General features: G+C 69.5%; 22 protein-coding genes and 1 pseudogene. 9 read left to right on the top strand and 14 right to left on the bottom strand.

Going from position 1 to position 22422, the window contains the following annotated elements:
• Window positions 1-8: 8 nt before the first annotated feature.
• On the top strand, window positions 9-587 hold the full coding sequence (locus tag G6N30_RS22220; RefSeq protein WP_134057409.1) for an orotate phosphoribosyltransferase: 579 nt from the start codon (window positions 9-11) through the stop codon (window positions 585-587).
• Here the strand turns inward: G6N30_RS22220 and G6N30_RS22215 are convergent.
• The 4 genes from G6N30_RS22215 to G6N30_RS22200 are packed head-to-tail and all read right to left on the bottom strand — an operon-like array spanning window position 574 to window position 4359.
• A complete protein-coding gene (locus G6N30_RS22215) occupies window positions 574-1614 on the bottom strand; it encodes an ABC transporter ATP-binding protein (RefSeq protein WP_134057411.1) in 1041 nt (346 codons plus the stop codon). The genes G6N30_RS22220 and G6N30_RS22215 overlap by 14 nt on opposite strands.
• A complete protein-coding gene (locus tag G6N30_RS22210; RefSeq protein WP_134057413.1) occupies window positions 1611-2384 on the bottom strand; it encodes an ABC transporter permease in 774 nt (257 codons plus the stop codon). The genes G6N30_RS22215 and G6N30_RS22210 overlap by 4 nt, the downstream gene beginning before the upstream one ends.
• Entirely contained in the window at window positions 2381-3223 is an 843-nt protein-coding gene (locus tag G6N30_RS22205) for an ABC transporter permease (protein ID WP_407664669.1), read from the bottom strand. The genes G6N30_RS22210 and G6N30_RS22205 overlap by 4 nt, the downstream gene beginning before the upstream one ends.
• An 8-nt stretch (window positions 3224-3231) precedes the next feature.
• Complete coding sequence (locus tag G6N30_RS22200) at window positions 3232-4359, bottom strand: ABC transporter substrate-binding protein (protein ID WP_134057417.1); 1128 nt, start codon at window positions 4357-4359, stop codon at window positions 3232-3234.
• Window positions 4360-4554: 195 nt separating this feature from the next.
• Here G6N30_RS22200 and G6N30_RS22195 point away from each other — a divergent pair, with 195 nt between their 5' ends.
• The 3 genes from G6N30_RS22195 to G6N30_RS22185 are packed head-to-tail and all read left to right on the top strand — an operon-like array spanning window position 4555 to window position 6304.
• Window positions 4555-5208 carry a hypothetical protein gene (locus G6N30_RS22195; RefSeq protein WP_134057419.1) on the top strand — a complete coding sequence of 218 codons (654 nt, stop codon included), beginning with the start codon at window positions 4555-4557 and terminating at the stop codon, window positions 5206-5208.
• A gap of 35 nt (window positions 5209-5243) precedes the next feature.
• Window positions 5244-5651 carry a TIGR03668 family PPOX class F420-dependent oxidoreductase gene (locus G6N30_RS22190; protein ID WP_134057421.1) on the top strand — a complete coding sequence of 136 codons (408 nt, stop codon included), beginning with the start codon at window positions 5244-5246 and terminating at the stop codon, window positions 5649-5651.
• Complete coding sequence (locus tag G6N30_RS22185; RefSeq protein ID WP_134057423.1) at window positions 5630-6304, top strand: cytochrome b/b6 domain-containing protein; 675 nt, start codon at window positions 5630-5632, stop codon at window positions 6302-6304. Before G6N30_RS22190 ends, G6N30_RS22185 begins: the two co-directional genes overlap by 22 nt.
• 14 nt (window positions 6305-6318) lie before the next feature.
• Here the strand turns inward: G6N30_RS22185 and G6N30_RS22180 are convergent.
• A pseudogene (locus G6N30_RS22180) lies at window positions 6319-7891 on the bottom strand (DUF222 domain-containing protein).
• 126 nt (window positions 7892-8017) lie between these two features.
• On the opposite strand from G6N30_RS22180, the gene G6N30_RS22175 reads away from it, so the two are divergent.
• Complete coding sequence (locus G6N30_RS22175; protein ID WP_134061019.1) at window positions 8018-8521, top strand: sugar O-acetyltransferase; 504 nt, start codon at window positions 8018-8020, stop codon at window positions 8519-8521.
• A gap of 11 nt (window positions 8522-8532) precedes the next feature.
• Here G6N30_RS22175 and G6N30_RS22170 read toward each other — a convergent pair whose 3' ends face one another.
• Window positions 8533-10164: a dihydroxyacetone kinase family protein gene (locus tag G6N30_RS22170; protein ID WP_134061020.1), complete on the bottom strand. Its 1632-nt coding sequence runs from the start codon at window positions 10162-10164 to the stop codon at window positions 8533-8535.
• A gap of 76 nt (window positions 10165-10240) precedes the next feature.
• Here G6N30_RS22170 and G6N30_RS22165 point away from each other — a divergent pair, with 76 nt between their 5' ends.
• Entirely contained in the window at window positions 10241-12346 is a 2106-nt protein-coding gene (locus G6N30_RS22165; protein ID WP_134061021.1) for an elongation factor G-like protein EF-G2, read from the top strand.
• A gap of 9 nt (window positions 12347-12355) precedes the next feature.
• Here the strand turns inward: G6N30_RS22165 and G6N30_RS22160 are convergent, their stop codons facing one another.
• Window positions 12356-12910, bottom strand: a complete 555-nt coding sequence (locus tag G6N30_RS22160) for a carboxymuconolactone decarboxylase family protein (protein ID WP_276026802.1) — start codon at window positions 12908-12910, stop codon at window positions 12356-12358.
• A gap of 261 nt (window positions 12911-13171) precedes the next feature.
• Here G6N30_RS22160 and G6N30_RS22155 point away from each other — a divergent pair, with 261 nt between their 5' ends.
• Both G6N30_RS22155 and G6N30_RS22150 read left to right on the top strand, forming a co-directional pair.
• Window positions 13172-14374 carry an MCE family protein gene (locus G6N30_RS22155; RefSeq protein ID WP_134061132.1) on the top strand — a complete coding sequence of 401 codons (1203 nt, stop codon included), beginning with the start codon at window positions 13172-13174 and terminating at the stop codon, window positions 14372-14374.
• Between the two features lie 102 nt (window positions 14375-14476).
• Complete coding sequence (locus G6N30_RS22150) at window positions 14477-15043, top strand: sigma-70 family RNA polymerase sigma factor (protein WP_134061022.1); 567 nt, start codon at window positions 14477-14479, stop codon at window positions 15041-15043.
• Here the strand turns inward: G6N30_RS22150 and G6N30_RS22145 are convergent.
• A complete protein-coding gene (locus G6N30_RS22145; protein ID WP_134061133.1) occupies window positions 15040-15933 on the bottom strand; it encodes a DMT family transporter in 894 nt (297 codons plus the stop codon). The genes G6N30_RS22150 and G6N30_RS22145 overlap by 4 nt on opposite strands.
• 118 nt (window positions 15934-16051) lie before the next feature.
• Between G6N30_RS22145 and G6N30_RS22140 the strand changes: the two genes are divergently transcribed.
• The gene (locus G6N30_RS22140) at window positions 16052-16774 is read left to right on the top strand and encodes an NAD-dependent epimerase/dehydratase family protein (RefSeq protein ID WP_134061023.1); all 723 of its coding nucleotides are present in this window, start codon (window positions 16052-16054) and stop codon (window positions 16772-16774) included.
• On the opposite strand, the gene G6N30_RS22135 is transcribed toward G6N30_RS22140, so the two are convergent.
• From G6N30_RS22135 to G6N30_RS22110, 6 genes are all read right to left on the bottom strand, one after another.
• Window positions 16771-17031, bottom strand: coding sequence for a hypothetical protein (locus tag G6N30_RS22135; RefSeq protein WP_134061024.1), 261 nt, complete (start codon window positions 17029-17031; stop codon window positions 16771-16773). The two genes, G6N30_RS22140 and G6N30_RS22135, sit on opposite strands and share 4 nt — an antisense overlap.
• A 113-nt stretch (window positions 17032-17144) precedes the next feature.
• Window positions 17145-17834 carry a histidine phosphatase family protein gene (locus G6N30_RS22130; RefSeq protein ID WP_134061025.1) on the bottom strand — a complete coding sequence of 230 codons (690 nt, stop codon included), beginning with the start codon at window positions 17832-17834 and terminating at the stop codon, window positions 17145-17147.
• Window positions 17835-17859: 25 nt separating this feature from the next.
• Complete coding sequence (locus tag G6N30_RS22125; protein ID WP_134061026.1) at window positions 17860-20187, bottom strand: MMPL family transporter; 2328 nt, start codon at window positions 20185-20187, stop codon at window positions 17860-17862.
• A 141-nt stretch (window positions 20188-20328) separates the two neighbouring features.
• Window positions 20329-21180 (bottom strand): hypothetical protein, encoded by an 852-nt coding sequence (locus G6N30_RS22120; RefSeq protein WP_134061027.1) that lies wholly within the window; start codon window positions 21178-21180, stop codon window positions 20329-20331.
• An 18-nt stretch (window positions 21181-21198) separates the two neighbouring features.
• Window positions 21199-21459, bottom strand: a complete 261-nt coding sequence (locus G6N30_RS22115) for a hypothetical protein (protein WP_234880378.1) — start codon at window positions 21457-21459, stop codon at window positions 21199-21201.
• Entirely contained in the window at window positions 21456-22367 is a 912-nt protein-coding gene (locus tag G6N30_RS22110; RefSeq protein WP_134061028.1) for an oxygenase MpaB family protein, read from the bottom strand. The genes G6N30_RS22115 and G6N30_RS22110 overlap by 4 nt, the downstream gene beginning before the upstream one ends.
• Window positions 22368-22422: the final 55 nt, after the last annotated feature.

Below are 22422 nucleotides of genomic sequence, written 5' to 3'. Positions count from 1 at the left end.
ATCGCCGTATGTCTGCTGCGACCGAACGTCCGGAATCCTGGCACGCGGCGTTCGAGTTGATCCGCACCCGCGGCTACGAACACCGCGCGGAGCCCTTCCGCCTGGCCAGCGGTCAGCTCAGCCACGACTACATCGACGGCAAGTACGCCGTCGACAACGGTGAGCGGCTGACGATCGTGAGCCGCGCGGTCGCCGACCTGGCCGCCCGCACCGGCATCGAGTTCGACGCCGTCGGCGGGCTGACCATGGGCGCGGACCCGTTGGCGCACGGCGTGGCGATGGTGACCGGCGCGGCCTGGTTCTCGGTGCGCAAGGAGCAGAAGCAGCGCGGCCGTGAACAGTGGATCGAGGGCACCCGGATCGAACCCGGCATGCGGGTGCTGCTGGTCGACGACGTGATCAGCACCGGCGGGTCGACGGCGTTGGCGTTCGACCGGGTCGTCGCGGCGGGGGCGGTGGTGACCGGGGTGATCCCCATGGTCGACCGCGGCGACGTCGCGGCGACGCTTTTCGCCGAGCGCGGTGTGCCGTTCGCCGCGCTGGTCACCTACCGGGATCTGGGGATCGAACCGATCAAGGCGGTGTGACGAGCACCGGGTTGGGTTCGACGCCGACGGTGACGGCGTCCCCGGCGGAGAACGGCGCGGCCGCCGCGCTGGGCAGCTGAGCGGATAGGACGGTCCCGTCGGCCAGCGTGCAGTACACCCGGGAGATCGAACCGAGGAACGCCACCGAGCTGACGGTCGCATTCGGGGTCCCGTGCGCGGCGACGGTGACCGATTCCGGTCGCACCAGCGCGATGCCGTCACCGCCTGTGATCGATCCGTCCAGCGCGGGCACCTCGGCGCCGAGCACCTGGGCACGCCCCGACGACACCGTCGCGGCGACTTTGTTGTTGAGCCCGACGAATTCGGCGACGAACGGTGTCGCCGGATGCGCGTACAGCTCGGCGGGCGGCGCGAGTTGTTCGAGGCGGCCCTGGCTCATCACGCCGACCCGGTCGGCCACGGCCAGGGCCTCCTCCTGGTCGTGGGTGACGAACAGCGTGGTGGTGCCGACGTCGAGTTGCACGCGGCGGATCTCGTCGCGCAGCTGGGCGCGGACCTTCGCGTCGAGCGCGGACAGCGGTTCGTCGAGCAGCAGCACCCGCGGCTGGATGGCCAGGGCGCGCGCCAACGCGACGCGCTGTTGCTGACCGCCCGAAAGCTCGCTGGCGTACTTGGCCTTGTGCGCGGACAGCCCGACCAGGTCGAGCATGTCTGCGGCGCGAGTCAGCCGCTCGGCCTTGGCCTTTCCTCGCATCTTGAGGCCGAACGCCACGTTGTCGAGCACGGTCAGGTGCGGGAACAGGCTGTAGGCCTGGAAGACCATGCCCATATCACGTTTGTTGGCGGGCACCCGGCTGACGTCGCGACCGTCGACCGACACCGAGCCGGATGTCGCCTCGTCGAGGCCGGCGAGGATGCGCAGCGCGGTGGTCTTACCGCAACCCGACGGGCCGAGCAGCGCGACCAGTTCACCGGGCCGCATGTGCAGGGTCAGCCCGTCGAGGGCGTGCACGGACCCGTACACCCGCGTCAGGTCGTTGAGTTCAACGGCGACTCCGGCGGTCATGCAGCTCCTAGCGGGGTGGTCCGGCGCCCGCGGGTGACGAGCGAAAGGGCAAGCAGCAGAGCGAAGCCGAGCAGCAGCACGGCCAGCGACGCCGCGACCGAGGTAGGCCCGTCGGTCTTGCCGAGGGCCACGATCTGCACCTGCAGTGTCTGGTATCCGCTCAGCGAGGCGATGGTGTATTCACCGAGCACGACGGCGATCGAGATGAACGCCGCCGACAGGATGCCCGACCAGATGTTGGGCACCACCACCCGCAGGATCGTTGCGGTCCATCCCGCGCCCAGGGAGCGGGCCGCCTCCGACAGCGTCTGCAGGTCGATGGCCGACAGCGCGGCGTCGATCGACCGGTACGCGAACGGCAGCACCAGCACGACGTACACGAATGTCAGTGTGAGAGCGGACTCCCCGAGGAAGTAGGTCACCCACAGGTAGACGTTCTTCAACCCGACGACGATGACCAGTGCGGGAATGGTCAGCGGCAGCAGGCACAGGAATTCGACGGGCCGCCGCGCCCATGGCGCCCGCAGCCGAACCCAGATCATGGTCGGCACCAGCACGAGCAGCATCGCGACCACGGTGAGCACCGCCAGCAGCAGCGACACGATGATCGCCTGGTAGAGCGCCTCGTCGGCGACGAGGTTCTGCCACGCCTGCAGCGTGCGGCCGCCGTTGATCAGGTCGCGTGTCGAGAAGTCGGCCATCGCGTAGAGCGGGAACAGGAAGAACAACCCGAACAGCACCCAAAGAGCGGCGCGCACAGCCCGTTTCACTGCAACCACCTCGCGGTGCGACGCACCAGCGCGTTGTAGGCGACCATGACGACCGCGACGACGACGATCATCTCCAGGGCGAGCGCGTAGGCGAACCCGGACTGGCCGAGCACCACCTCACTGGTCAGCGCGGAGCGGATCAGCAGCGGCACGATCGGGCTGCCCTGGCTGACCAGTGCGGCGGCCGTCGCGTACGCGGCGAAGGCGTTGGCGAACAACAGCAGCAGCGATCCGAGGAACGCCGGTGTCAGCAGCGGGAAGCCGACCTCGCGCCAGTACTGCCAGGTCGAAGCGCCGAGGTTGACCGCCGCTTCCCGCCACTGTTCGCGCAGCCCTTCCAGCGCGGGGACGAAGACGATGACCATGAGCGGGATCTGGAAGTAGGTGTAGACGAGGATCAGGCCGGGCAGGCTGTAGAGCCAGCCCGATCCGGCGAGGTTCCAACCCACGGCCTGCTGCACCCACAGCGTCAGCACACCGTTGAGACCGACGGTGGCCAGGAACGCGAACGCCAATGCGACGCCGCCGAATTGGGCGAGCACGCTGCACAGCGCGAGCACGCCGCGGCGCACCATCGACTCCGGCGGGCTGCTGACGATCAGCCACGACAGCAGCGCGCCGAGGACCGCGCCGATGAGCGCGGTGCTGCCGGAGAGCAGCACGCTCTTCCACAGTGCGGACAGCGCGGTCGCCGAGAACAGCGCCTCGATCCGGTCGAGCGAGAAGGAGCCGTCGGCGAAGAACGCGCTCACCACGACCGTGACCGTCGGGATGATCAGGAAGATCGTCAGAACGGCGAAGAACGGCAGCAGCGGCACCCCGTCGCGCAGGCGTCTCACGGTGGCCGTCAGCCGATCGCGCTGGCCCAGTTGCCGGCGAGATACTCGGTGGCCTTCTTGTTCTGGTCCACCGACACGATCACCGGCTCACCCTCGACGGGCGGCAGCGCGTCCCACGCCGCCTTGTCGAGCGTCCCCGCCTTCTGCATGGGTTCGGCGCGCACCGGTCGGGCGCCGCCGCCGAGGTACAGGTTCTGGCCCTCGTCGCTGTACAAGAACTCCTGCCAGAGCCGGGCGGCGGCGGGATGCGGCGCTTCCTTGTTGACGGCCTGGTAGTAGTAGCCGGCGACGGCAGGCCCGGGCGGCACGACGACCTTCCAGGACGGCAGCTTCTTCGTCTCGGCGGCGTTGAGGTAGTCCCAGTCGATGACCACCGGGGTCTGGCCGGACTCGATGGTGGCCGGGGTGGGGTCGACGGGAAGGAAGTTGCCCGCCTCTTTCAGCTTGCGGAAGAACTCGACGCCGGGGGCGATGTCGTCGGCGGAGCCGCCCTGGCTGAGCGCCACCATCATCACGCCGGAGAAGGCCGCGCCGGCCTGCGTGGGGTCGCCGTTGAGCGCGACCTTGCCGCGGTACTCCGGCTTGAGCAGATCGTCGACGCTCGCGATCGGCGGCACCTTGGCGGAGTCGTAGCCGATGGACATGTAGCCGCCGTAGTCGTTGACCCAGGTGCCGTCGGGATCCTTGAATTCGGCCGGGATGTCGTCGAACGTCTCGACCTTGTAGGGCGCGAACATGCCGGTGTTGGCCAGGGCCACGGACTGGCCGAGGTCGAACACGTCGGGGGCGGTGGACTTCCCGCGCTGCTGGTTGGCGGCGTTGATCTCGTCCTGGCTGGCCGCGTCGGGCTGGGCCGAGTTCACCTTGATGCCGTACTTCTTGGAGAACGTGTCGATGATCGCGCCGTAGTTGGCCCAGTCCGGCGGCAGCGCGATGACGTTGAGTTCACCTTCGCCTTTGGCCGCCTCGACGAGCTTGTCCATACCGCCGAAGTCGGCCGCGGAGGTGGCCTCGGCGACGTTGACCCCAGAGTCGGTCTGGCCGCCGCCCGAGTCCTTCTCCGGCGGGGCGCAGGCCACCAGACCGGAGATGAGAAGCGCGGATGTGCAGGCTGCCAGCAGCCGTGAAGTGGTCATTGCCGAACCTTCCGATGGTGAGGAAGCGTCGCGGTGACGCGGTGGTTACGACGTGCGGTCACCGCAGTGAATGGATCCGAACGAGGCGTGAGAACACTACCGTGACCGGTTGATTCGGGCAGGACGTTGGCAAAGACACGGTCGGTACCCCCGGTGGCCGCGCATTTGTGCTGGTCGCGGGGATAGCATCGGGGCGTGGCCGAACGCGAAGCCCCGGGGGAGTTCGACTACCGCTGGGACGAACCGCCCCATCGCGGTGGTGCGCGCGCCGAGCAGGGTTACGACGAGGTGCACCAGCCGACGGTCGCGGAGTACGACCAGTCGCAGTACGCGGAACCCGATTACGCCGAACCGGAGTACGCGGGGCCCGAGTACGCCGGGCCCGACAGGTGGGACGAGCCGGTGGCGCCGCTGCCCGTGCACGACGACCACTTCGATGCGTTCAACGCGAACACGTGGACGTTCCGGCCGCCGCCACCGCCGTGGTACCGCACCCGGCAGGCGATCGCGGCGTTCGTGGTCGTCGCGCTGGCCGCCGTGGCGCTGGTGGTGTCCGCGGTGCTGCTGCTCTTCGGCGGTGGGTCGAGTGGCGAAGGCACCGATGAGTCGACGGTCGCGCCGACGCCGTCGTCGTCGGTGATGCCGACGCCGACGCGCACCAGCCAGCCTCCCCCACCGCCGCCTCCTCCGCCCCCGCCGCCACCACCGCCGCCGGAGTCGCAGGCGCCGGCGAACAGCGGGCCGGTGTACCGGCCCACGCAGCGGCCGAGCCAGACGAAGAAGCCCGAGATCGGCGTGACGAAGAACCCCGCCATCCGGAAACCGAACAATCCGCGCGAACCGGATTGACCCACGAGCCGGGCGCCGCGGAATAGGCTGACGGGATGACCGACTTCGACGCGGTCGACAGGTTCTCCACCGCCCCGGCGGCGGCGCTGGCCACGATCAACCCTGACGGCACACCGCATCTCGTGCCGGTGGTGTTCGCCGTGCACCGCGAGACCGTGTACACGGCGGTGGACGCCAAACGGAAGTCGACGCAGCGGTTGCGTCGGCTGGCCAACATCGAGGCCGATCCGCGCGTCTGCCTGATCGTCGACCACTACGCCGACGACTGGAGCCAACTGTGGTGGGTGCGGGCCGACGGGGAGGCCGCCGTGCACCACAGCGGGGACGAGATGGCCGTCGGGTACGCGCTGCTGCGGCAGAAGTACACGCAGTATCAGCGCATCGCGCTCGATGGGCCCGTCGTCACCGTTGCGGTGCGGCGATGGTCGTCGTGGCAGGCGTGACGCCGCTGCGGAACGGTGCGCACGGCTACGGTGTCGCCACGAAGGTGCTGCACTGGCTGACCGTGATCGTCATCGTGGCGCAGTTCGCGGTCGGGTGGTCGATGGAGGCGGACGACGCGGCGTTCGATCGCGAGGACGACCGCATCGACGCGCTGGAGGACGTCGGTGAGGACCGCGCCGAGCAGCAGGGCGAGGCCGCCGAGGACCGCTTCGAGGCTCACATCGACCGGCTCGAGGACGAGTTGGACGCCCGCGAGGACAACTACGTGGCGGACGCGGCATCGGGCCTAATCAGCGGCGACGGTTTCACCGACGGCCTGTCGCGCGCCGAAGTGCATGTGCTGCTGGGCCTTTCGCTCGTCGCGCTGGCCCTGGCGCGGGTGGTCTGGCGTCGGGTCGGCGGGCTGCCGCCCTGGGCCGAGCACCTCGGCGCCGGCGAGCGGCGGCTCGAAGCGAGGCTGGAGAAAGCGCTGTTGACGATGCTGTTCGTCGTTCCGGCGACCGGCCTGATTCTGATTGCCGCCGGTGAGCGCTGGCTGCCGCTGCACATCGCCGCGCAGGTGGTCTTCCTCGCGGTCATTGCTGTCCACGTCGGCTTGGTCCTCAAGCACACGGCGGTCCGGCGAAACCGCCATCTGGCGCGGATGTTGTAGCCGCACAGCGCACTTCAGAAGGGTGGGGTGTCGGGTTGGTGGGGTGGTCGCCAGTGGGGTGGGAGGGTTTCGGGTTGGTGGGGTTCGTTGAGCCAGCGCGTGTAGGGGTTGGTGGTTCTGCGGTGTCGGGCCATCAGCAGTGCGGTGCGGCGTCGGCGGTTGCGGTCTTGGCGGGTGGCGATCTCATGGGTGCGGGCGGCGTGGAGCCGGCGGCGCGCGGCGTTGACCGGGCGCAGCGTGCGGTTGTTCTCCCGTCGGCGCGCGATCCGGCGGTCACGTTCCCGAGCCGGGTTGCGCCGCCGCGGTGTGGGCTCCACACACGCCGGTGACCCCAGGCGCGGGAACAACTCCACCCCACCAGGCGCGGTGCAATACACCCGCCCCGTGGGTGAGGTCCACACGATGGTGCCGTCAGGAAGTTGCAGATCCCGCCAGCCGTCGTGGAAAGTTTTGAGCCGATGATGTTGCCGGCACAGACATTTCAGATTACTCGCTGTGGTGTACCCACCCGCCGACGGGTCGAGGTGGTTGAACGGGATCGTATGGTCGAGATCGCAGCGCTGCGCGGGCCGGTCACATCCAGGGAAGCGGCAGGTCAGATCCCGCATCCGCACAAACCGTTCCACCGCCGCCGTCGGCTGATAGCGCTTCATCTGTTCGGGCGTGACGCTTGGTGGGGTCAGCACCCGCAGCGTGGCCCGCTCAGCCATCCGCCGCACCACCTCGGCGTCGACGACGCCGAACCCGGCCAGATAACCGGGTTTGTCGCCGACACCGAGCACGGTGGACCGCTCGGCGATCACGTTGATCACCCCCTGGACGCCACGTCCCTCGTCCACCGCCGGCGTGGGTGCGCCGGCGCTGGTGCAGGCCGGGCACCGGCAGGCCAGCACCGTGCCCTGGGCCATGGCCGCCACCGCATCGGCGCGGCGCTGATCGAGTGTGCGCGGATCCTGCGAGCACACCCCGTCGGCCAGCGCGGCGATCTTCTCGTCCACGATGACCGCAGCTTCGGCGTCGAGGACCCCGTCGACCTTCGCGGTGCCGTCTCCGGCCGGGATGACATCGAAATGCCGCTTGTCCTCGGCGGTTTCGCGTTCGCGGATGGCATCGGGATCCAGGGTGCGTACCGCGGCGTCCACGGCGTTGATGACCCGTTTACGGGACCACGACGGCCACCGCGCCACCTGCGCCGACAACCGGGTGTCCAGGGCGGCCAAGATCGACAGATCACCGACCAACCCGGTGCGGGTGAGGATGATCTGCACGGTGCGCCAATCAGTGTCCCCCGCGCACAGCACGGCCATGACCTTCGGGAACCGGCTGTCCAACGCGTGCGCATGGGCGACCAGCGTGCTCGCGGCGCCCGGCGGCAGGTTCATCGCCGACGCCACCTCGGCGCTGGTGCGCTGCAACCCGGTCACGATCATGTACCCGCAATCCGGGTCCTCCGGCCTCGGCCTCCCAGGTGCGCCGCCCCAACAACTCCGCTACCGCGGCCATCCGCCGCCCGATCAGCGCAGATTCCTGGCGGTAGGTGTCGGCGATCATCGCCGTCAACTCGCCGGTTGCGGACTGTTCGAACATACGTGCGAGTGTAATCGCACCCACCGACACGTCGGGTCCGCGCAACCACGTGCTCGTTTGTCACGTGGTGCTGACCGTTGGTTTGCTCGTCCCACTCACCCGATGACTGATCTACGAGAGGAATCAATGGAATTCACGGAGAGGGTTCGGCGCGCGATTCGCCTGACGGAGGAGTTGAACACTCTGCGGTATGGCGAGCAGGAGGCGATCCGGGCGGGATGGAGTGAACTCACGGGTCGGACCGTCGATGAGACGTTCCATCTCATCCCACCGGTCTACTCCGACCACGGGATCAACATTCGGATCGGCCGCAATGTCTTCGTAAACCAAGGGTGCCGCTTCAACGACATCGGCGGGATCGAGATCGGCGACGATGTGATGATCGGTCCGGGGGTCAGCTTGATCACCTCGGGCCACCCCGTCGATCCGGCACAGCGACGGAGCGGCATCACGTCAGCGCCGATCCGCATCGAGCGAAACGCCTGGATTGGAGCCTCCGCGCTGATCTTGCAGGGCGTGACCGTGGGCGCGGACGCCATCGTCGCCGCCGGCGCGGTCGTCAGCCGTGACGTACCCGCACGAACGCTGGTTGGCGGAGTGCCGGCCACGGTGCTGAAGATGATCGACTAGCCAGTCGCGTTCTAGCCCGCCGCCGCCTCGAACAACCACGAGATCACCAGCGCGCCGGGGTCGACCGCACCGCGCGACGCCTCCCCGACGTAGCTCGCGCGGCCCTTGCGCGCCACCCGGTCCCGCGTTGATTCCGCACCCTCGGCGGCCGCGTGCGCCACCGCGGCGAGCGAATCATTCTGCTGCAGCGTCTGATTCGCGGGGTCCAACGCATCGACGACGGTGTTGTCCCCCACGCGCGCGCCCCCGAGTTCGACCACTGACTGCAGACCCGCACGCGTACCCGCCGCCAAGGCCGTCCGGAAATCGTCACTCTCGGTGAACGCCTTCGACAGCTCCCGGAACAACGTGCCGAACACCGCACCCGACGTGCCGCCTGACCTGACGAAGTACGAGCGCGAGACCGCGTCGAGCACCGCGGCGTCCGAACCTCGCAGCGGAAGCTCGAAATGACCAAGTGCGGCAGCCATGTTCACGCCGAAGTCACCGTCCCCGACCTGCCGGTCCAGCGCGGTCAACTCGTCGATCGCACCCTGCACCCGCGACACGAACGCGGTCAGCCAACCACATTCCGGCCCCGAATCCGCGGCGTCGTCGGGCTCGGCCACCGTGGTGTCCATCAGCTCACCCGGCTCGGTCGCCGCCAGCCGAGGCCATGCCGGCGCATCAGTCGGCGCATCCCACAGCCCGACGATCTCGTCGTCCGCCCGCACCACCGTCACCGACGCTCCGCGCATGTCGAGCGCCGTGATCATCGTGCCCACGAGGCTGCGGACCACCCGCACCTGCGCGGCCCGCAACTGCTCGAGAACCTGGCCGAACACCAGGCTCAGCTCCAACGGGTGCGTGCTGCCGAGACCGTTGACCACCACGATCACCTGCTCCCCCGCCGCCACGCCGAGCGAGCCGAGGATCCGCTCCAGCAAGGCCTGGACGATCTGCCCGGCCGGACGCCACTGTGTGCGTTCGGTACCCGACTCGCCGTGGATACCGATGCCCATCTCCATCTCGTCCGGTCCGAGATCGAAGGAGGGCTGATCGGATCCGGGCACGGTGCACGGGTCGAGCGCCACCGACATGCTGCGCGCATTCTCCGCGACGCGGCGCCCGAGCGCCGTCACCTCGGCCAGCGTCGCACCGGCGGCCGCGGCGGCACCGCAGACCTTCTCGACCACGATCGTGGCGCCGGTGCCGCGTCGGCCCGGACCGTCGCCGTCTGATTCGGTGGCCACGTCGTCGGCGACCACCACCACGTCGGTCTCGATCCCCTCGTCGCGCACGATGTCCCGCGCGATGCGGAAGTTCATCATGTCGCCGGTGTAGTTCTTCACGACGTGCAGCACCCCGGCGTCGGAGTGCACATGGCGCGTGGCGCCCGCGATCTGCAGCGCATTCGGCGAGGTGAAGATCGGGCCAGGACACACCGCGTCCAGAAGTCCGGCCCCGATCAGCCCGGAATGCATCGGTTCATGCCCCGACCCGCCGCCGGACAACACCGCTACCCGCCCCGACGGCGTCTGGGTGCGGCGTGCGAGGAAACCGGGATCGCGGTGCCAGGTGATCTCCGGGTTCGCCGCGACGAATCCGCGCAACGCGTCGGGCAGGAAGGACTCGACCGAGTCGAAGAAGTACCGGTGCGCCATGCCCCGACTGTAGGGCGCACCGGCCCTTGTGCTGTGCGTCACATCGGAGCAGGGTGGAGAGGTCAGGAGGGATGCCATGGCGGACAAGACGACGTCGCAACCAGTGCCCACCGCGGACCGCCCCGACGCCATCCGCAACATCGCGCTCGTCGGTCCGTCGGGCGGAGGGAAGACCACCCTGGTCGAAGCCCTGCTCGTCGCCGCAGGCGTCCTCACCCGCGCGGGCGCCGTCACCGAGGGCAATACGGTCTGCGACTGCGACGAGGTCGAGGTCGCCCAGCAGCGGTCGGTCGGTCTCGCGCTCGCTCCGCTCCGCCACGGCGACGTCAAGATCAACCTGATCGACACCCCGGGATACGCCGACTTCGTCGGAGAGTTGCGCGCCGGTCTGCGTGCCGCCGACTGCGCACTGTTCGTGATCGCCGCCAACGAGGGCGTTGACGAGCCCACGAAGCTGCTGTGGCAGGAATGCGACGAGGTCGCGATGCCGCGCGCGGTGGTCATCACCAAACTCGACCATGCCCGGGCCGACTACAGCGGTGCGCTCGCTGCTGCGCGGGACGCGTTCGGCGACAAGGTGATTCCGCTCTACTTCCCGACCGGCGGGCACCTGATCGGCCTGCTGACGGGCGAGCCTCCCGGCGACCCGCACCTCGACGAGTACACCGAACTGCGCGGCACCCTGATCGAGGGGATCATCGAGGAGTCCGAGGACGAATCGCTGATGGAGCGTTACCTCGGCGGGGAAGACCTCGACCAGGGCTTGCTGATCGCCGACCTGGAGAAGGCGGTGGCGCGCGGGTCGTTCTTCCCGGTGATCCCGGTGTGCAGCAGCAGCGGAGTCGGCACCCGCGAACTCCTCGAGGTGGCCACCCGCGGCTTCCCGTCGCCGCTGGAACATCCTCTGCCGGAGGTGTTCACCCCGCAGGGCGCCCCTCGGCCGAGCCCCGGCTGCGATCCGGCCGGGCCGCTGCTGGCCGAAGTGGTCAAGACGACGTCGGATCCCTACGTCGGCAGAGTGAGCCTCACCCGGGTGTTCTCGGGGACGATCAGGCCCGACATGACCGTGCACGTGTCGGGCCATTTCTCGTCGTTCTTCGGTGCGTCCGGGGATTCGGTGACGGGCTCGGGCCATCCCGACCACGACGAGGACGAACGCATCGGCACCCTGTCCTTCCCGCTGGGCAGGCAGCAGCGGCCTGCGCCGTCGGTGGTGGCCGGGGACATCTGCGCGATCGGCAGGCTGACCCGCGCCGAGACCGGAGACACGTTGTCCGACAAGGGCGATCCATTCGTCCTGAAACCGTGGACCATGCCCGAACCGCTGCTGCCGGTCGCGGTGGCGCCGCGCGCCAAGACCGACGAGGACAAGCTGTCGGTCGGGTTGACCCGGCTGGCCGCCGAGGATCCGACGTTGCGCATCGAACAGAACCCGCAGACCCACCAGATCGTGCTGTGGTGCATGGGCGAGGCGCACAGCGCCGTCGTCCTCGACGCGCTGTCGCGACGCTACGGCGTGACCGTCGACGTAATCGATCTCCGCATCCCCCTGCGAGAGACGTTCGGCGGCAGTGCGAAAGGCCACGGCCGGCACGTCAAACAGTCCGGCGGGCACGGCCAGTACGCGGTGTGCGACATCGAGGTCGAACCGCTCGCAGAAGGCGGCGGCTTCGAGTTCGTGGACAAGGTCGTCGGCGGAGCGGTTCCGCGTCAGTTCATCCCGAGTGTCGAGAAGGGTGTGCGCGCGCAGATGGAGAAGGGTGTCGGCCCGGGCTATCCGGTGGTCGACATCCGGGTGACGCTGGTGGACGGCAAGGCGCACAGCGTGGACTCGTCGGACTTCGCGTTCCAGATGGCCGGCGCGCTGGCGCTGCGGGAGGCCGCCGCGGCCACCACCATCGACCTGCTCGAGCCCGTCGACACCGTCGCGATCACCGTGCCCGACGATCTGGTGGGCGCGGTGATGGGCGACCTGTCCAGCCGGCGGGGCCGGGTCCTCGGCACCGAGCGGGCCGGCGCCGACCGCACCGTCGTCAACGCCGAGGTCCCACAGGTCGAACTGACCCGCTACGCCGTGGATCTGCGCTCGCTGGCCCACGGCGCCGGCGTCTTCCGCCGTTCCTTCGCCCGCTACGAACCGATGCCGGAGAACGCCGCCGCGAAAGTGCGCGCCGCCAGCTGACGGCTCGGCTCAGTCGGCGTGATAGAACTCCGGCCGGCCCGCCCACGGCTCGGGTTCGACCCCGAACGTGTTGAGCGCGGTCGCCAGCACCCCGTACCCGCCGGCGGTGAAGATGAGGTCCATTCGCGCCCGCTCGTCGAGCCACTCACCGAGCGCCCTCCACGTCTGCGAGCTGATCTGCGATCCCTGGTGCAACTCGTCGACGGCGGTGAGCACCAGCCGGTCGACCGGGTCGGCGGCCGCACCGGTCCGCGCGGCCTCGATGTCGGCCTCCGACAGGCCGACCGCCCTCCCCAGCGCGCCGTGGTGCACCCACTCGTAGGCGCAGCCGTGATGATGCGAGACGCGCAGGATCACCAACTCCCGCAACCGGGCCGGCAGGGTCGACTGGGTCATCAGATAGGTACTGAACGGCAGGAACTTCCCGGCCAGTTCGGGGTGGCGGGCCAGGGTGGCCAGCGCGTTTCCCACCGATGCGGGATCGCGCCGTTCCGGCGGCACCGCACTTTCGAGCGCCGCGCGCGCCCGGTCGTCCCATTCCTCGGCGGGCAGCGGCCCCAGCATCACAGATCCTCTCACCAGCAAATCAAGGTCAACGCGCACGGCAATACATGACATATTCGCCACTTTGCTGGCAAGGTGATCTTCGCCGCAGCTGATGGGCCCGGCCTTGCGTCGGGTGGCGCCAGTTGAAAAAGTTAGACGACTTTTACTTTTTGGCCGGGGAAGTACCTCGCCGGCCGGCGTAGGCCACGGGCGACCGCGGTCGGGGAAAGGTGGTTCGCGGTGGCTTCGTCGGGGTCGGGGTCGGCGTGGCAACGTCGGATGACTCGGTGGCGGTTCGATCCGCCGCTGAAGGTGGCCTTCCTGGTCACCGTCCTGGTGATCGCACTGGTGCTGACGCTGGTCTGGCTGCAGTTCCGCGGCGCGTTCACCCCCGAGGTGAAGCTGACGATGATCGCCGCGCGGTCCGGTCTCTCGATGGACCCGGGCGCCAAGGTCACCTACAACGGCGTGCAGATCGGCCGCGTCGACACCGTCTCCGCGGTCGACGACAACGGGACACCCGCCGCTGAACTCGCGCTCGCCGTCCACCCGGAGTATGTCGACCTGATCCCGGCCAACGTCGAGGTGGCGATCCGCGCCACCACCGTGTTCGGCAACAAGTATGTATCGTTCTCCGCCCCGGAAAATCCTGTGCCTCAACGCATCACGAGCAAAGACGTGATCCGTGTCGAATCGGTGTCCACGGAGTTCAACACGCTGTTCGAGACCGTGGTGTCGGTGGCCCAGCAGGTCGACCCGATCAAGCTCAACCAGACGCTGACCGCCACCGCCGAAGCCCTGGACGGACTCGGCGACCGGTTCGGCGAGTCCGTCGTCAACGGCAACGCGATCCTGGCCGACCTGAACCCGCAGATGCCGCAGATCCGGCGCGACACCCAGCTGCTCGCCGACCTCGCCGACGTCTACGGCGACGCCGCCCCGGACCTGTTCGACGGGCTGAGCAACGCTGTCACCACGGCACGCACTCTCAACGAGCAACGCGGCAACCTCGACCAGGCGCTGATGTCTGCGGTCGGCTTCGGCAACACCGGCGCCGACGTCCTCGAACGCGGCGGACCCTACTTCGTGCGCGGCACCAACGACCTCGTCACCGTCTCCGAGACGCTGGACCGCAACAGCCCGTCGCTGTTCTGCATGATCCGCAACTGGCACGACGCCGAACCCGCGTTCACCAAGTTCAACGGCGGCAACGGTTATTCGGTGAACTTGCACAACACGGTGCAGGGCGCGTCGAACCCGTGGGTGTACCCCGACAACCTGCCGCGCGTGAACGCCACGGGCGGGCCCGAGGGCCGACCCGGGTGCTGGCAGAAGGTCACCCGCGACCTGTGGCCGGCGCCGTATCTGGTGCTGGACACCGGCGCCTCCATCGCCCCCTACAACCACCTCGAACTGGGCCAGCCGCTGGCCATCGAGTACGTGTGGGGCCGCCAGATCGGCGAGAACACCATCAACCCCTGACGCGTCTACCGGCTAGCCGGTATCGGTTTTGGGCGCTCGCGTGGACGACATCGGTCCGCGTGGCGAGGAGTCTTTTGTGCAACGTCACGAAGGGAACTCGCCATGCCGACCGCAACGAACCAGGACTTCGCCCAGGCCACCGCACCGCTGCTGCCCGAACTGCATCAGCGCGCGCTGCGGCTCACCCGCAACCACCACGACGCCGAGGACCTGGTGCAGGAGACCATGGTCAACGCGTTCCGGGGCTATCGCGGCTACACCGCGGGCACGAACCTGCGCGCCTGGCTGTACCGGATCGAGCTGAACACGTTCATCAGCGAATACCGCAAGGACCGCCGCCGGCCCGCACAACAGCTCACGCCCGACTTCCCGGACAACGAAGTGACCGCGGCCGGGCAGCGCGGAGGGCCGGGCTGGCGGTCGGCCGAGGACGACGCGCTGGACCGGTTGCCGGACGGTGAACTGCGCGCGGCGTTCCAGGCGCTGCCCGAACAGTTCCGCACCGCGGTCTACTACGCCGACGTCGCCGGATACGCGTTCAAGGAGATCGCCGAGCTGACCGGGGTGCCGCTGGGCACCGTCATGTCGCGGCTGCACCGGGGGCGCGCGAAGCTGCGCAGCCTGATGATGACCGAGGCCAACCGGTCCGACGAACTCCGAGCCGCCTAGGACACCCGCTCGGCCAGCGAGGCTTCCAGCCTCTCCTCGTAGGCGCCCTCGTCGCGGCCGAGCGCGACGGTCGCCGCGACCATGGCGGCCGCGGCGGCGGCCAGCGCGATGGGTTCCAGACCGCTGATCGACATGTGCTCGTTGAGCACGATGGCGCCGAGGACGACGGCGATGACGGGTTCGAGCACCAGCATCGTCGGCACCGAGGTCTGCAGTGAGCCGGCGTGGAACGCCGACTGCTGCAGCAGCGTCGCGCCGACGCCGAGCGCGACCACGAGATAGAGGGCAGGCGTGGTGAACGCGGTCTGCACGCGCCCCGCGGTGAGCATGTGCATGACGATCTTGGTCAGCACGGCGACCAGCCCGAACAGCACGCCGACCGCCACCGCGAGCAGCACCGCCCGCCGCCAGTTGGTGGCGCGCACCGCGATCAGCACGCACGCCAGCACCACGCCCACGCACACGGCCACGACGACCACCGTCAGCGCGACCGGGATGTCGTAGTCACCGGCGCTGGCCTTGGCCAGCGCGACGAACACCGTCAGCGCCGCGGTCAGCAACAGCGCCCAGACCCACTCGCCGCGGGTGACGCGGCGCCCGGCCATCCGTGCGCTCAACGGGAGCGCGAACAGCAGCGCGGACACCAGTACGGGCTGTACCAGCAGCAGCGACCCGTAGCCCAGTGCCAGCGCCTGGAACAGGAAGCCCGCCACGGCGGCGCCGGTGCCCGCCCACCACACCGGGCGGCGCAGCAGCGTACGGATCATCACGGTGCTCACGCCCTTCTCGGGCGGGACGTCGAGGGTGGCGCGCTGCCGGACCACGATGCCGATCGCCATGAAGATCGCCGCAAGTAAGGCGAAGAACACCGCAAGCCCATGGCCGACCAAGCCGGACACACCCCTTCTGCACACCGGGAACGACGCTGTCGGCAGACAGCACCCACCACCGTAGAGGCAGTGCGCGAATTCGGCCTTATCGGCCGGTCAACGGAGGTACTCGGCGCGCATGGTCACCGTGGCAGTCACCGGCGCCGGGGGCACGATCGGCCGGGCGTTGACGCCCCGGCTGCGTACACACCACACCGTGGTGGGCATCGACCGCCCGGAATTCGACATCCTCGCCCGGCCCGAAGGACTGCCCGCCATTCTGCGGGACTGCGAGGTGGTGGTGCACCTGGCGTTCGACCCGGGCGGCGACGGCGCGCCGACCGAGCACTGGCGGCGGCCGACCCGCAATCCGGCCAACACGGCGCTCTTCGATGCGGTGCTCGGGGCGGCGCTGACCGCGGGGGTGGGATTGTTCCTGCACGCCAGCAGCATTCACGTCGAGGACACGATGGCCTGGGCGCAGCGTGGCGACGCACCCCTGTTGACCGCGCGCCCCGGGGTGTTCGCGACCGAGACGCCCAGCGGCTACGGCCGGTCGAAACGCGCACAGGAGGCGCGGCTGCAGGCCGTCGGACACCGGTTCGGGCGCGGGGCGGTGAGCATGCGGTTCGGCGGAGTCACACCGGACGACGCGCCGCTGTCCACGGGCGACGGTCCGGCCGTGCTGGATCACGAACGGCGGGTGTGGCTCGCCCACGACGATCTGGGCGAGCTGGTATCGGCGGTCGTCCGGACGCGCAGCGCACCGGGTTTCGACGCGGTGTACGCGGTCTCGGACAATCCGCGCCGGTTCCACGACGTGTCCAACGCGTATGGCTGGACACCGCGGTCCCGGGGCTAGCTGGCCTCGCGGCTGGACTGCGGTTCGGGAGTCGACGGCGCGATCTTGTCGTTCACCGACGCCACCACGGTGTCGACGCGGTGCACGGCCTTGTCGCACATGCCGCGGACCCGGTCGCCCGCCGAGTCGACGTCGTCGGCCGCGCTCAGCAGATAGGCGCGCACGGTGACCCGCAGGTGTTCGCCGACGGACCGGACGCGGCGCCGTAGGCGGTCGTCGACCTCGAGAGTGACGTACGGCATCAGTCGGTACCTCATAGGCCTGCTCCCCACCCGCTGAATCTCGCGCCAGCGCTTGACCAACACTAACGGCGAAGCCGCCGGCCGGGAAGTTGAGCTGTGTCGCAGATCACGTCAGGATGTGATGTGCCTCACACGGGTTCGCCGTCCCACTGTGCCAGCGTCCAGCCCTCGACGGGGTTTCCGGTGATCACGACGCGGCCGGTGTTGGGCAGCGGGTGCGCCCGCAGCAGCTCCGGATGGGGATTGTCGACGTTCATGGTCACCCAGAGCATGATCGCGGCGGCGTGTGAGTAGGCGACCGGGTTGACGTCACCGCTGTCGTAGATCTGCTGGACCGCGGCGTCGAACCGGGCGTCGAATTCGTTGCCGTCGATCGAACCGGGGATGCGCGCGGCACGGTCACCGCTCAGCCATTGCGTCGGCGCCGCGAAATAGTCGGCGGCCGACGCCTCCGGGCGCCCCTCGGACTGTCCCGCCTCGATCTCGCGCAGCCCGGGCAGCACCACGACCGGCTCGGCCAGCGCGGCGGCCATCGGTGCCGCGGTCTGCTGCGTGCGCACCATCGTCGAGGCGTAGACGCCGTCGTAGTCGTTGCCCGCCAGGACGGCGGCGCTGTCGGCGGCCTGGCGGCGGCCCAGCTCGGTGATCGACGGTCCGGGTGTCGAGGTGTCGATCAGCCCCGAGGCGTTGCCCTCGGACTGCGCGTGGCGCACGAACGTCAGCGTGATCTGCGTGGGACCGCCCGCGCCCGCCGGCGGCGCGGCGATCACGGCGGTGCCGATCAACAGTGCGGCCAGCAGCCGTCGCATCCTGATCACCGGGTCATCGTCGCAGAGCCACCGGTCACGCCGGGACGGACTGCCCGGCCTCCTCGCGCTCGAGCCGGCGGTTGAGCTTCTCGCCTTCGATGTCGAGGTCGGGCAGGAACCGCGCCAGCCGCCGCGGCAGCCACCACGCCCGGTCGCCGAGCATGGACATCACCGCGGGCACGACGGTCATCCGGACCAGGAACGCGTCGATGAGCACACCGAACGCCAGCGCGAAGCCCATCTGCTTGATCATCGGGTCGGCGTTGAACACGAAGCCCGCGAACACCGCCATCATGATCAGCGCGGCGGCCACCACGACACGGCTGGCCTGGGTGAAGCCGTGCGCCACCGCCGCGTCGCCGCGGTGGCCGTGGACGTGGGCCTCCTTCATCGACGACACGAGGAACACCTCGTAGTCCATCGCCAGGCCGTACAGCACACCGATCACCATGATCGGCAGCATGGACAGGATCGGCCCGGTCGCCGAGAGTCCGATCAGCTGCTGGAACCAGCCCCACTGGAACAGCGCGGTGGTGGCGCCGAACGTCGCGAACACGGTGAGCAGGAAGCCGGCGGTCGCCTTGAGCGGCACCGCGACCGAGCGGAAGACCACCATGAGCACCAGGATCGACAAACCCATCACGATGCCCACGTACACCGGGATCGCCGCACCGAGCCGGTCGGACATGTCGATGCCCATCGCGGTGATGCCGGTGACGCCGAGCTTCACGTTGTGCAGGCCGGCGAGCGGGCCGCTCTGTGCGCGGATGTCGCGCACGAGCTGGGCGGTGGCCTCTTCGGTCGGGCCGTTCTCGGGCACGACGGAGAACACCGCGGTGTCCGATGCGTCGTTGACGCCGCCGAGGGTCACCTCGGCCACACCCGGCACGCGGCGCAGGTCGTTGTAGGTGCCGGCGATGTCGGCGGTGGTGAGCTGCCCACCCGGTGCATCTTGGCTGGGTTCGGCGACCACGACCAGCGGCCCGTTGTACCCGTTGCCGTAGTGCTCGGCGATCACGTCGTAGCTCTCGCGCTGCGGGGTGCCCTCGTTGTAGCTGGCGCCGTCGGGCATGCCGAGCGTCATCGACAGCGCGGGCAGCGCGATCACCGCGGTGACGGCGACGCCGGCCAGTGCGGCGGGCACCCGGTTGCGCAGCACGGCACCCACCCACGCCGAGGCGAAACGGTGGTTGCTCTCCTCGGTCGCGGCACTGTGCCTGCCCTCGGGCGAGGCGATCCGCTCACCGACCAGCCCGAGCAGTGCGGGCAGCAGGGTGATGGCGGCGACGACCGCGACGACGACGGTCGCGGCAGCCGAGAGCGCCATCGGGGTGAGCAGCGAGATGCCGACGACCGTGAGCGCGACGAGCGCGATCACCACCGTCGTGCCGGCGAAGACCACCGCGCTGCCCGCGGTGCCGACCGCCCGGGCGGCGGCGTCGGCGGCGCTCAGCCCGCGGTCGAGGATGAGCCGGCGCTGCCGGTTGACGATGAACATTGCGTAGTCGATGCCGACCGCGAGGCCGAGCATCAGCGCGAGCACCACCGTCATCGACTGGATGTCGAACAGGTGGGAGAACAGGAAGGTGCCGCCGACGCCGACGGCGACCGAGATCAGCGCGGTGACCAGCGGCAGACCCGCAGCGACCAGCGAGCCGAGGGTGACGATCAGCACGACGGCCGCGACCATGAGGCCGATGACCTCAGCCGCTCCGGCGATCTCGGGCATCTGCGCCATGCTCGCCGACGGCAGCACCTCGATGCCGCGGTCCGTGACGGCCTCGCGGGCGGCGTCGATGGTGTTCTCGACGGCACCGGTGGGCAGTTCGGCGGTCTGCTTGTCGAACTGGAACTGGTAGAGCGCGGCGGCGCCGTCGGCGGAGACCGTCACGCCGGGCACGGGCTGGCCGTTGACCGTGAGCGGCCGCGGGGCTTCGGGTGACGGCGCAGCGTTGACCTGGGCGCGGGCCACCGCCGCGGACGCCGCCAGCGTCGGGCTGGCGGGGCCCTTGGCGAGTTCCTCTTGCGCCAACCGGCGCGGGTCGAGCACGTGGTCGGTGCGCGAGACCGCATCGACCGCGGCCATCACCGCATCGCGGTTGGCGCCGTCGTCGATGCGCTGGCCGTCAGGGGCGGCGAACGCGATGCTGCCCTGCCCGCCGGACGACTGCGGCATCGTCTGTGCGAGGTGGTCGATGACCTCCTGCGCCGGGGTGCCGTTGATCCGCATCTCGTTGGAGATCTTCGGCGGGTTCAGGGCGAGGATGCCCGCCACAACGGCGACGAGCGCGAACCACGCTGCGATGACGTGCCAGGGCCGGTGGAACGCGAACCGGCCGATGCGGTGCAGAAAGGTCGCCATGAAACTGAGAGTAGGCTCGCAGTACGAGAGTCGGCTATCACTTGTAGTGAACGCCACCTCAACCCAAAGTGCATGATGCTCGCCACTTTTGGGAACAATCCGGCAAATCTCGTTTGGCGCAGGCCGCCAGAGGATATCCAGTCAGCCGCCGTCGCGCAGGGCGGTCTTCGCCGCCTTGACGACTTCTCCCGCCTCCCGGCTGGCGCGTTTGGCGTCCTGGTAGGCGTCCTCGGCCTCGGCCAGCGCTTTCTCGGCCTTGGCGAGGCGTTCCCTGGCGTCGTCGTGACGCAGCCGGGCGGTCGCCAGATCGCTCTGCCGGTCCGCCATGGTGTCGTCGGCCTCGGTCTTCGCGCGTTCGGCGGCGGCCAGTACGGCGCGGGCCTGTTCGCGTTTGCGCCGGCGCTCCCGGTCCTCGGCGTCCGACGGCTTCTTCTCCGGTGGCTTCTTCTCCGGTGGCTTCTTCTCAGATTTTTTCTCGGGTGTCTTCTTGGGGGCCGGTTCGGCGAACACGATCTCGTCATCGCCGAAGCCACCGAACCCCGACCACTGCTCGGGCTTGGCCAACCGGCCGAGGCGGGCGGTCACCTCCGGGTCGGCGATCGCCGCCTGCAGCGTGCCGGTCACGTCGTCGCGCAGGGCGGCCGTCGGCGCCGCCACCTCGGAGGTCTCCAGCGCCGCCTTGGTCAGCTGCTCGATCAGTTTGCGCTGCCGCGAGGACAGCTCCCGGATGCGCTCCCCGTCCATCGACGTGTGCGCCGCCCGCAACTCCTCGCCGAGTTCGGCCAGCCGCTCGCGGACATCGGGCTCGTGGTGGACGAGCCGGTTCACCACCGCCGCGGACACCGTGGGCTTGCGCGCGGCGGAGATGCGTTTCGCCTCGGCCGTGTCCCCGCGCTTCTTGGCCTCCGACGCCAGCCGGGTGCGCAGTGCGGTGAATTCCTCGGGTGCCACCGCGTACAGCTGGTCCAGCGGGTCGTCGGCCATACCGCCCATGATGGCGCGGATCCGTTGTCAGGCGACGCAGATGTGGTCGGCGATCAGCAGGACCGGCCACAGCAGCATCGTCTGCCCGAACCCCGCGAGGTCGGCGCCGGCGGGGAGCCGCGTCGCCAGCCGGCCCTCGAAGAACGCCGGGTACTCCGGATGGGCGAAGGTGAAGACCATGCCGACCACCAGGTACGGGATGGCCAGCCACATCGCCGCTTCGAGCAGGTCCGCGACGCTCACCTCGGTGGACAGGACGCGGCGCAGCCTGCTGAGCACGCCGTTCACACCAGGCGCCGCCCTCGTCGCACCCGCCGGCGCACGTCGGCGAGCAGCAGGTGGCTGCCGCCCTGCCGGATGAACGCCGGTAGGAAGCGGTTGACGAACGCGACGAACAGGAAGAGCCGTTCGAACCACCGCTGTTCGCGCTCGCTCCACCTCAGCCCGAGCGCCTCGCGGAAGATCGGGGCGAGGAACCCGGCGGTCAGGAACTGCAGCAGGTGCCGCGACGACAAGCGCAGCGGCGCGGGGATCATCCGCAGGTCGATCAGGTCGCTGAGGTAGGCCCGCACGGTGTCGTCGACCGACACCCGTCCGCACGCGGTGTTCCAGTAGGTGTCGAAGTCGGCGCGGGTGGGTGGCCACTGGTCCTCGGTGACCTGCAGGGTGGTGCCCAGCGGCCACGCCGACCGGTAGAACTGCTCGGCCTGTTCGGGCGTCATCTCGCCGCGCAGCATCTGATAGGCGTCCTCGAGCCCGACGAACAGGCAGGCCGCGACCCACATCTGCTGGTCGCGGTCGAAGGCGTTGTAGCGCACCGGGCTGGTCTCGGTCGACTTCACGTGGCGGTGCGCGCCGTCGACCGCCGCGCGGTAGGCGGCGCGGTCGGCGTCGGTGCCGAGCAGGGCGACAGCGAGGTAGGAGAACGTTGTCCTGGCCCGCTTCCACGGGTGTTTGAGCAGGTTGCCCGAATCGACCTTGCTCTCGACCACGCCATAGCCGACCTCGGGCCACGACAGCTGCATGATCACGTTGGCCGCGCCGGCGGCGAACGACCAGAAGTCCATCGCCTCGGTGGCGGTCACCGGATCGTCCGACCACCGCGCGGTCCGCCGGCCGACGGTGATGCGGGTGTCGGCGAGGGTGAGGGTGCGTCCGGCCGCCGAGACCCGTCCGCTGCGCTCAGGCAGTGCCATGCGTGCGAGCATGGCACATCGACTGCGGGCAAGGGAGACGATCGGCGATGAACAT

This window comes from Mycolicibacterium litorale (assembly GCF_010731695.1).
Classification (GTDB): domain Bacteria; phylum Actinomycetota; class Actinomycetes; order Mycobacteriales; family Mycobacteriaceae; genus Mycobacterium; species Mycobacterium litorale.
The sequence above is the reverse complement of the archived record's forward strand: the minus strand, read 5'-3'. Positions and strand labels throughout refer to the sequence as shown.